The sequence below is a fragment of the Polaribacter sp. genome, from assembly GCF_965660385.1.
Classification (GTDB): domain Bacteria; phylum Bacteroidota; class Bacteroidia; order Flavobacteriales; family Flavobacteriaceae; genus Polaribacter.
Genome location: NZ_CBFHZT010000076.1, coordinates 1 through 9,029, shown reverse-complemented (window position 1 = coordinate 9,029; position 9,029 = coordinate 1). Strand labels below are relative to the sequence as shown.

The window sequence follows — 9,029 nt, the reverse complement described above, 5'->3', positions numbered from 1 at the left end:
AACTTAGTTGAGTGTTTTGTAAACTAATTGTTGGTAAAAATCAGTTGGAGTTTGGCCAGCTTTGCAATTTGTAATTGATGGGAAATGTTCGTTTAAAAAATGTTGATGCAAGCCACCCTCTAAAATAGTACTTGCTAAACTCATAGCAAATTTATAGTTTGGTTTTACATCTGCTATCATTACTTGCAATCTGTTTATTAACCTTTTATAAATTTCAAAGTAACCCTCTTTATTATCTTTATCTACTTTTTTGGTTAAAAAAGATTTAGAGCTTTCGTTTACAATTATTCTGTATAGTAACGTTTCATTTATGTGTGAAAAGTTACTGTCTTCTTCTACAGTTCTTGTAACAACTTCTACAGCTTTAATTAATTTCTTATCTTTATCAGAAATACTAAATGTTTCTATAACCAATTGATATTCTAACCAAGCCCAATACCAAGAAGATAAATATAACAGTAACTTATGCTTACTTTCAAAATACCTGTAGATAGAACTTTCGTTAGAACCAATTTTGAGTCCTAATTTTTTAAAAGTAAAACTCTCAAAACCAATTTCATTAATTAAAATAATACTACTTTCTATAATGCGTTTTCCTAACTCTGAAGTCTCAGGATCTTTAATGTATATCTTGCTTGGCACAGATATTTTTAAAGCAGATAATAAATCTTTCATAGTAAAATATTGATGTGCAAATATAATAGTGTTACTATCGAAAATAAAACGTTTTTTTTTTATTAGTATTTATTTAACATCTTTAGCTTAAGTATAAAAAAAGAGTATTATATAACATTCAATTTTGAAAACCTCTTTATTTATAATATATTTGTATAGTCTAGAAGTTTTAATAAACTATAATCGTTATTAATTTATCTTAATTTTATATTTAGATAAAATTTACAAAGGCTAACATCTTTTAGCTGATTGATATTTCTTCAAGAACAAAATCATAATAAAATTAAAACAGAGTTATATAGTTAATGGCAAAATCACAACAAACCTTTAGTAAAAGTGAAAAAGAAAAAAAACGTTTAAAAAAACGTGAAGATAAACGTAAGAAAATGGAAGCTAGAAAAGCTGCCAAAGAGTCTGAAGGGAGTTCAGGTATTCAGTTTGCTTATGTAGATCATAATGGAAATTTAACAGATACACCTCCAGATCCAGAATTAAAAGTAGAGTATGAGTTAGAAGATATTCAAATATCAACTACTAAAAAAGAAGATTTACCAGAAGAAGATCCTGTAAGAAAAGGAAAAGTAAACTTTTTTGATTCTTCTAAAGGTTTTGGTTTTATTATTGATACAGATAATGGCGAAAAATATTTTACACACGTAAGTGGTTTAATTGATACAATTGCAGAAAACGATAAAGTTTCTTTTGAGCTTGAAAAAGGAATGCGTGGGATGAATGCTGTAAAAGTTAAAAAGATTTAAAGATTTTTATTTTCTTTAAAAACCCTTAAAACATCTATGATTTACTCTTAGATGTTTTTTTATTTATTTTAAATATATCCCTTAAAAGCAATTATAAATTATCGATTCAAATCAATTATATTTGCTTCACTAAACAATTACAATGACATTAATCAAATCTATATCTGGTATTAGAGGTACAATTGGGGGTAAAACTGCTGATAATTTAACACCTTTAGATGCCGTTAAATTTGCTGCTGCTTATGGAGCATTTATCAAAAGTAGAAATAAAGATAAGAAAAATATAAAAGTGGTAATAGGTAGAGATGCTCGTATTTCTGGTAAAATGATTTCTAGCCTTGTAGCCAATACTTTGGTTGGTTTAGGTATCGATGTTATCGATTTAGGCTTATCAACAACGCCAACAGTAGAAGTGGCTGTACCTTTAGAAAAAGCTGATGGTGGTATTATTTTAACAGCTTCTCATAATCCTAAACAATGGAATGCATTAAAGTTATTAAATGAAAAAGGCGAGTTTTTAAATGGTGCATATGGAGAACAAATTTTGGCATTGGCCGAAAGTGAAGATTTCTCTTTTGCTGAAGTTGATGATTTAGGAACATATTCAAAAAATAACACGTATTTACAAAAACACATACAAGAAGTTTTAAATCTTGATTTAGTGGATGTTGATGCCATTAAAGCAGCCAATTTTAAAGTTGTAGTTGATGGTGTTAATTCAACTGGAGGTTTGTTTATGCCTGCTCTGTTGAAAGAATTAAACGTTGAATGCATAGAATTGTATTGTACACCAAATGGTCAGTTTCCTCATAATCCAGAGCCTTTAAAAGAACATTTAACAGCCATTTCTGAATTGGTGGTTAAAGAAGGCGCAGATTTTGGAATTGTGGTAGATCCAGATGTTGATAGGCTAGCTATCGTTTCTGAAGATGGTTCTATGTTTGGTGAAGAATATACTTTAGTTGCTTGTGCAGATTATGTGTTAGGAAGATTGGGTGGAGGAAATACAGTTTCTAATTTATCATCCTCAAGAGCCTTAAGAGATGTTACCGAAAAACATGGTGGTACCTACACAGCTTCTGCTGTTGGCGAGGTAAATGTGGTTATTAAAATGAAAGAAACCAATACCGTAATTGGTGGTGAAGGTAATGGAGGAATCATATACCCAGCTTCACATTATGGACGTGATTCTTTGGTAGGTGTTGCTTTGTTTTTATCGCATTTAGCACATCAAAAAGTGTCTTGTAAAACGTTACGAGATTCGTATCCAAGTTATTTTATGAGTAAAAATAAAATTCAATTAACGCCTGAAATTAATGTGGATAGCATTTTAGAAACCATGGCTGCAAAATATGCCAATGAGGATGTAAATACCATTGATGGTGTTAAAATCGATTTTGCTGATGAATGGATACATTTGCGTAAATCTAATACAGAGCCAATCATTAGAATTTATACTGAAGCAAAATCACAAGAAGCTGCAGATGCTTTAGCAGAACGTTTTATCAACGAAATTAAAGCAATCCTATAAAACAGGATATTTTTAAACGCAATATAAAAATCTTAATGTTATAAAATGGACTTAGAGCAATACTTTTCGCAATTTAGAAAGCAAATTATTGGTGTAGACCAAACATTTACTTCTCCTTATGGAGAACAAGATTTAGTATATTGTGATTGGACTGCAAGCGGACGATTATACAGGCCAATTGAAGAAAAAATTTGTAATGAATTTGGTCCTTTTGTTGCCAATACGCATACAGAAACGTCTACAACAGGTGCAGCAATGACTTTAGCGTATCACGAAGCTAGAAAAATTATAAAACGCCATGTTAATGCCAATGAAAATGATGTGTTAATTACTACAGGTTCTGGTATGACTGGTGTTGTTAATAAATTCCAAAGAATTTTAGGTTTAAAGGTTTCAGAAAATTTAAAGAATCATACTGCTATTCCAGATGATTTAAGACCAATTGTATTTGTATCTCACATGGAGCATCACTCCAATCAAACTTCTTGGTTAGAAACTATTGCAGATGTTGAAGTGGTACCTTATAATAAAGAGGGTTTGGTTTGTTTGCACAATTTTGAAAAATGCATTCAAAAGTATGAGCACAGAAAAATTAAAATTGCGTCTATAACCTCATGTTCTAATGTTACTGGTATTAAGACACCTTATCATGATGTAGCAAAACTCATTCACCAATACAATGGTTTGTGTTTTGTAGATTTTGCCTGTTGTGCGCCTTATGTTGCTATTGATATGCATCCAGAGGATGAAACAAAAATGTTAGATGCCATTTTCTTTTCTCCACATAAGTTTTTAGGTGGTCCTGGAAGTGCTGGCGTTTTGATATTTAATAAAAAATTATACAAGAATACCATACCCGATAATCCTGGAGGAGGAACTGTAAGTTATACCAACCCTTGGGGAGAACACGATTATTTTGATGATGTAGAAACGAGAGAAGATGGTGGAACTCCTGGTTTTTTACAAACGATAAAAATTGCATTGTCCATTCAATTGAAAGAAAAAATGGGAACAGCAAACATCAAAAAAAGAGAAGACGAAATTAATAAGGTTGTTTTTAAAACTTTAGCGCGTTTACATGGTGTAAAAGTATTGGCACCAAATCACAAAGAACGCCTTAGTATTTTTTCTTTTTATTTTGAAAAGTATCACTTTAATTTGGTGGTAAAGCTATTAAACGATCGTTTTGGAATTCAAACAAGAGGAGGCTGTTCTTGCGCAGGTACATATGGTCATTTTTTATTGAATGTAGATCATGAAACGTCTAACAAAATTAAAGGAGAAATTTTACAAGGTTGTAATACTCAAAAACCAGGTTGGGTGCGCTTATCTTTGCATCCTACAATTACCACAAAAGAATTGAATTTTATTTGCGAATCATTACAAGAACTTTCGAAAAATATAGATGAGTGGTCTAAAGATTATACTTACGATGCTATGAAAAACGATTATGTTCACAAAACAATAAAACCGATTGAACAAGAATTAGTTACTTCTTGGTTTGCTGTTTAGTGTTTTGTAATTCTTGCCATTCTTCAAAACGATCTTTATGTTTAAATCGATTATGAGACCATAAATAACATTCAGGTTGTTCTTTGATATTGCGTTCTGTGATGCGTAAAAATTGTTCCGTAATTTCATAATCCTTAAAATCTTTTGGATTTTCGGCAATTACTTCAAAATCTACTTCAAAATAGCCTCTTTTAATTTTTTTAGACCTGTAGTTAATCACTACCAAATCATGGTTTTTGGCCAACAATTCTGCTCCTGTATGCACAGGTATTTTTACACCAAAAAATTTGGCCCAGTGGTATGTTTTTTCAATCATAGGCGATTGATCACTTAGTAAAATATAAGCACCTTGAATCTTATTTTCGAAGTTGCTTTTAATCATTTTAATAAAATTAGATGTTGTAGCCCCTGTAACACCAAACTTTTCTCTATTCTCTTTTAATGTTTTTTCAAAAGTTTCATTTCTCAATTTGTTATATGCGCCAAAAACAGCAACATCTAAAACCAAAGGCAGTCCAAAAGACCATTCCCAGTTCGATAAATGAGCACCTACAAGGGCAATACTTTTGCCTTCTGCGATATATTTATTGACCAACTCCGGATTTAAGTATTTGTACCGTTTTAAAATTTGTTTTTTAGAAATAGAAAACGATTTAATACTTTCTACCATAATATCAGTAAAATGCCTGTAAAACTTCTTTGCAATTACTTCTTTTTCGCTTGCTGTTTTTTCAGGAAAAGCGTAGGATATGTTTTTTAAAATAACACCTTTTCTATAGCCAAAAACGTAATACAATAACATGTAAAAGAAATCTGAAATTACATATAAAACAAACATAGGCAATCTAGAAAGCAACCAAATTAAAGGGTATGTTAAGCAAAAAATAATGAAATTCATAAGCTAAAATTAGAAAACAAATATCGCATTAAAAATTTAAAAGGGTAGCTTATGCCATGCATGATTTAAGAGCTATTTTCTTTTTAATTTATTTGCTTTCAAAGATTTCCACTCTTCAAAACGATGACGATGTTTAAAACGTTTATGAGACCACAAATAAAACTCAGGTTGTTCTTTAATCAGCTTTTCTGTTAAATCAATATATTTATCTGTAATTCCATAATTTTTAACTTCTTTTGGTGTATCAGAAATCAATTCAAATTCAGTTTCATAATACCCTCTTTTTATTTTTTTTGTTGATGAATTGATGACGACTAAATTAAATTTTTTAGCCAAACTTTCTGCACCCACATGAAAAGGAACTTTAATACCTAAAAACTTTTGCCAATACAAGGTGTGCTCTACTTGAGGAGATTGATCGCTAATTAATAAATAAATACTTTGTTTTTTGGCTTTGTAATCTTCATAAAATGCTTTTACTGTTTTTGCAGATTCATAGCAAATAAAACCAAAACGTTCTCTAGAATCTTTTACAACTTTATCAAAATATTTATTTCCAATACTGGTATAAGCACCTCTAGCTCTACAATTTAAAACCATTGGTACACTTGCAAACCATTCCCAATTTGCTTGATGTGCACTCACAAAAGCAATACTTTTTCCTTGTTTTAAAAATTCCTGTACCAATTCTGGGTTTTTATATTGATAGCGTTTTAAAATTTCTTTTTTACTGATGGAAATAGCCTTAATCGTTTCGATAAACGAGTCTGTAAAGTGTTTAAAAAATGCTTTTGAGATTCGTTTTTTTTCGCCTAAAGATTTTTCAGGAAAAACCAAGGTTAAGTTTTCTAAAACTACTGTTTTACGATATTTAAAAATGTAGTGTACAAATATAAAAAGCACATCAGATACTATATACAAAATACGCATGGGTAGTTTAGAAAGCAACCAAACAAAAGGATAAACTAAGGCAAAAATTAAAAATTGCATTGTACTATTTTAAAGGTGCAAATATCAGTATTAAAATTAAAACTATATAGTAAAACCAATTCGATTTTGCTACTTTTGTAATATGTTAGATGGTACAAATCCTATTGTTTTATTGCTGATTGTTGTTAATGTTTTATTCTCTATGAAAGGCTTTGATGACTATGCATTTTTAGATAAATACAAATTTCAAATAAACAGGGTAAAAGCGAATGAAAAAATTAGAATGTTAAGTTCTGGTTTTTTGCATGTAGATTGGATGCACCTTCTCTTAAACATGTATGTTTTGTATGCTTTTGGCAATATAATTACCAAAATTCTTGGTGTTACTTCTTTTTTAATTATTTATTTTGGTAGCTTATTGGCTGGTAGTTTATACACGTTGCATAATCATAAAAATGAACCTTATTATAGTGCAGTAGGCGCATCTGGCGCAGTTTCTGGTATCGTTTATTCTTCGATATTATTATTTCCAGGGATGCAACTCTATTTATTTTTTGCAATACCTATACCTGGTTATATTTTTGGTGTTGGGTATTTGTTATATTCAATTTATGGAATGAAACAACAATTAGGGAATATTGGACACGCAGCGCATTTAGGTGGTGCCATAGGTGGTTTTGCTTTAACGCTTGTATTAAATCCTATTTTAGTGAGTACGAATACAGTTTTTGTGATTGCTTTAGCCATACCAATCGTTTTATTACTTGTTTTTGGTAATAAACTAAAAAGTCTTTAAGATCTTCAACAAATCAGATTTAAGCTTTTACAATTCTTCATACGGACAATTTATTGATAACTAAACTCCATAAAAAAAGACTTAATTATTGCTAATTAAGTCTTTTGAGCGAAAGACCAGGTTCGAACTGGCGACATTCAGCTTGGAAGGCTGACGCTCTACCAACTGAGCTACTTTCGCGTGGTAAAGGACTGCAAATATAAAATCATTTTTGAGTTTTGCAATGTTTATTATAAAATAATTTTAATAATCGTAATCTAATAAATTGTAGTCGTTAAGCTAGTGAACTTGTTGAAAAGATAAAAGCCTCACTTTAATTGAATTATCAATATAAAGTGAGGCTTTGAAATCTAAACAGTAAAAAATTTTATCCTTTTACTTTATTTTTAAACTTATCAAACTTGTCTTTTTCTTCTTTTGGCCAGCTATTGTTAGATAAATCTACATCTGCAGTTTCTAAATCTGGATCTACTTTAAAACTCTTAATTTCTTGTGTAGACGAAAATACTCTTTTTACAGTATTGTCATCTTTCATCCAAATTTGAGCAGGAAAAGTTTGTTTTTCTGTTGTACCATCAGCATAAGTTACTTCCACAATTACTGGCATTACTAAACCTCCTGGTTTTTCGAATTCTACAGAATAAATATAGCTTGGTATTTCTGTACCTGGATCAACATATTTATCCATTGCCTTTGGGTTCGCATCTTCTTTTTTGTCGGTTACATAAACTAAATCTCCTAAATTATCAAAATACTGTTTGTATTGTTCTTTTAATTTAGCAACTCTTTCACTTGGCTTATCAGTTAAATATAATGGTTTTACAGTTTTAATACCAATATCAGTAACATCAGTTGTATAAAACCATCCTCTCCAAAACCAATCTAAATCCATTCCAGAAGCATCTTCCATAGATCTAAAGAAATCTGCTGGAGTTGGGTGTTTAAACATCCATCTTTGAGAATAGGTTCTAAAGGCATGATCAAATAATTCTGGCCCCATAATGGTTTTACGCAACATGTATAAACCAGCAGCTGGTTTAGAATATGCGTTTGGACCAAATTGTTTTACATAATCTCCTTGAGACATAATAGGAGAGATGTTACTTTGATCTCCACCCATGTATCTGGTAATATTTTTTGCAGGATTAGAAGCAAATAATTCTGGATCATACACTTCTTCTGCTAAAATTTCTACAAATGAATTTAAACCTTCGTCCATCCAAGTCCATTGTCTTTCATCAGAATTAACAATCATTGGAAAAAAGTTGTGACCAACTTCATGTATTATAACCCCTAACATTCCTTTTTTGGTTCTGTCTGAGTAGGTTCCATCTGGATTTGGACGCCCAAAGTTGAAACAAATCATAGGGTACTCCATTCCTTGACGTTCTGAATGTACAGAAACCGCTTTTGGGTAAGGATAATCGAATGTTATTTTAGAATATTCAATTAAAGTAGTGGCAACAGCTCTTGTTGAATGCTCTTCCCATAAAGGATTACCTTCTTTAGGGTATAAAGAAACAGCCATAACTGTTTTGCCATTAATATCTGTAGCCATAGCATCCCAAATATATTTTCTAGAGGTTGCAAAGGCAAAATCTCTTACTTTTTCTGCTTTAAATTGCCAAGTTTTAGTATTTGTAGCACGTCCTTTTTCGGCTTTTTCTGCTTCTTCTTGAGTTACTATTAAAACAGGTTTATCAAAAGTTTTTCTTGCTTTCGCCCAACGTTTACGTTGTTCTTTTGTTAAAACTTCTTTTTCGTTTTGTAATACACCAGTAGCATCAACAATATGATCTGCAGGTACTGTTAAGTTTACTTCGTAATCACCGAATTCTAACGCAAATTCAGAACGCCCCCAAAATTGCATATTTTGCCATCCTTCTACATTATTGTAAACACATAACCTTGGAAAAAATTGAGCTATTG

Annotated in this window: 8 protein-coding genes and 1 tRNA gene; 4 read left to right on the top strand and 5 right to left on the bottom strand. The window is 30.9% G+C overall.

Going from position 1 to position 9,029, the window contains the following annotated elements; genetic code table 11:
• Positions 1-3: 3 nt before the first annotated feature.
• Positions 4-675, bottom strand: a complete 672-nt coding sequence (locus ACTG3V_RS14305) for a TetR/AcrR family transcriptional regulator (protein WP_439132853.1) — start codon at positions 673-675, stop codon at positions 4-6.
• 305 nt (positions 676-980) lie between these two features.
• On the opposite strand from ACTG3V_RS14305, the gene ACTG3V_RS14300 reads away from it, so the two are divergent.
• From ACTG3V_RS14300 to ACTG3V_RS14290, 3 genes are all read left to right on the top strand, one after another.
• Positions 981-1,433, top strand: coding sequence for a cold-shock protein (locus tag ACTG3V_RS14300; RefSeq protein ID WP_439132852.1), 453 nt, complete (start codon positions 981-983; stop codon positions 1,431-1,433).
• A gap of 142 nt (positions 1,434-1,575) precedes the next feature.
• Positions 1,576-2,964: a phosphoglucosamine mutase gene (glmM, locus tag ACTG3V_RS14295; protein ID WP_439132851.1), complete on the top strand. Its 1,389-nt coding sequence runs from the start codon at positions 1,576-1,578 to the stop codon at positions 2,962-2,964.
• A 45-nt stretch (positions 2,965-3,009) separates the two neighbouring features.
• On the top strand, positions 3,010-4,476 hold the full coding sequence (locus ACTG3V_RS14290) for an aminotransferase class V-fold PLP-dependent enzyme (RefSeq protein WP_439132850.1): 1,467 nt from the start codon (positions 3,010-3,012) through the stop codon (positions 4,474-4,476).
• Here the strand turns inward: ACTG3V_RS14290 and ACTG3V_RS14285 are convergent.
• Together ACTG3V_RS14285 and ACTG3V_RS14280 are read right to left on the bottom strand one after the other, a co-directional pair.
• Positions 4,454-5,374: a lysophospholipid acyltransferase family protein gene (locus ACTG3V_RS14285; protein ID WP_439132849.1), complete on the bottom strand. Its 921-nt coding sequence runs from the start codon at positions 5,372-5,374 to the stop codon at positions 4,454-4,456. The genes ACTG3V_RS14290 and ACTG3V_RS14285 overlap by 23 nt on opposite strands.
• A 72-nt stretch (positions 5,375-5,446) precedes the next feature.
• On the bottom strand, positions 5,447-6,364 hold the full coding sequence (locus tag ACTG3V_RS14280; protein ID WP_439132848.1) for a lysophospholipid acyltransferase family protein: 918 nt from the start codon (positions 6,362-6,364) through the stop codon (positions 5,447-5,449).
• 82 nt (positions 6,365-6,446) lie between these two features.
• Here ACTG3V_RS14280 and ACTG3V_RS14275 point away from each other — a divergent pair, with 82 nt between their 5' ends.
• Positions 6,447-7,100, top strand: a complete 654-nt coding sequence (locus ACTG3V_RS14275; RefSeq protein ID WP_439132847.1) for a rhomboid family intramembrane serine protease — start codon at positions 6,447-6,449, stop codon at positions 7,098-7,100.
• A 107-nt stretch (positions 7,101-7,207) separates the two neighbouring features.
• Here ACTG3V_RS14275 and ACTG3V_RS14270 read toward each other — a convergent pair.
• Together ACTG3V_RS14270 and ACTG3V_RS14265 are read right to left on the bottom strand one after the other, a co-directional pair.
• Positions 7,208-7,280 (bottom strand) — tRNA-Gly (locus tag ACTG3V_RS14270).
• A 187-nt stretch (positions 7,281-7,467) separates the two neighbouring features.
• Positions 7,468-9,029: M1 family metallopeptidase (locus ACTG3V_RS14265; protein ID WP_439132846.1), on the bottom strand; the 1,562-nt coding region annotated here is incomplete at its 5' end.

Bases quoted from the DNA above. Each gene is read 5' to 3' on its own strand.
- ACTG3V_RS14300 (WP_439132852.1), top strand. From the start codon at position 981: ATGGCAAAATCACAACAAACCTTTAGTAAAAGTGAAAAAGAAAAAAAA.
- ACTG3V_RS14290 (WP_439132850.1), top strand. From the start codon at position 3,010: ATGGACTTAGAGCAATACTTTTCGCAATTTAGAAAGCAAATTATTGGT.
- ACTG3V_RS14305 (WP_439132853.1), bottom strand. From the start codon at position 675: ATGAAAGATTTATTATCTGCTTTAAAAATATCTGTGCCAAGCAAGATA.
- ACTG3V_RS14285 (WP_439132849.1), bottom strand. From the start codon at position 5,374: ATGAATTTCATTATTTTTTGCTTAACATACCCTTTAATTTGGTTGCTT.
- ACTG3V_RS14280 (WP_439132848.1), bottom strand. From the start codon at position 6,364: ATGCAATTTTTAATTTTTGCCTTAGTTTATCCTTTTGTTTGGTTGCTT.
- ACTG3V_RS14275 (WP_439132847.1), top strand. From the start codon at position 6,447: ATGTTAGATGGTACAAATCCTATTGTTTTATTGCTGATTGTTGTTAAT.
- glmM (WP_439132851.1), top strand. From the start codon at position 1,576: ATGACATTAATCAAATCTATATCTGGTATTAGAGGTACAATTGGGGGT.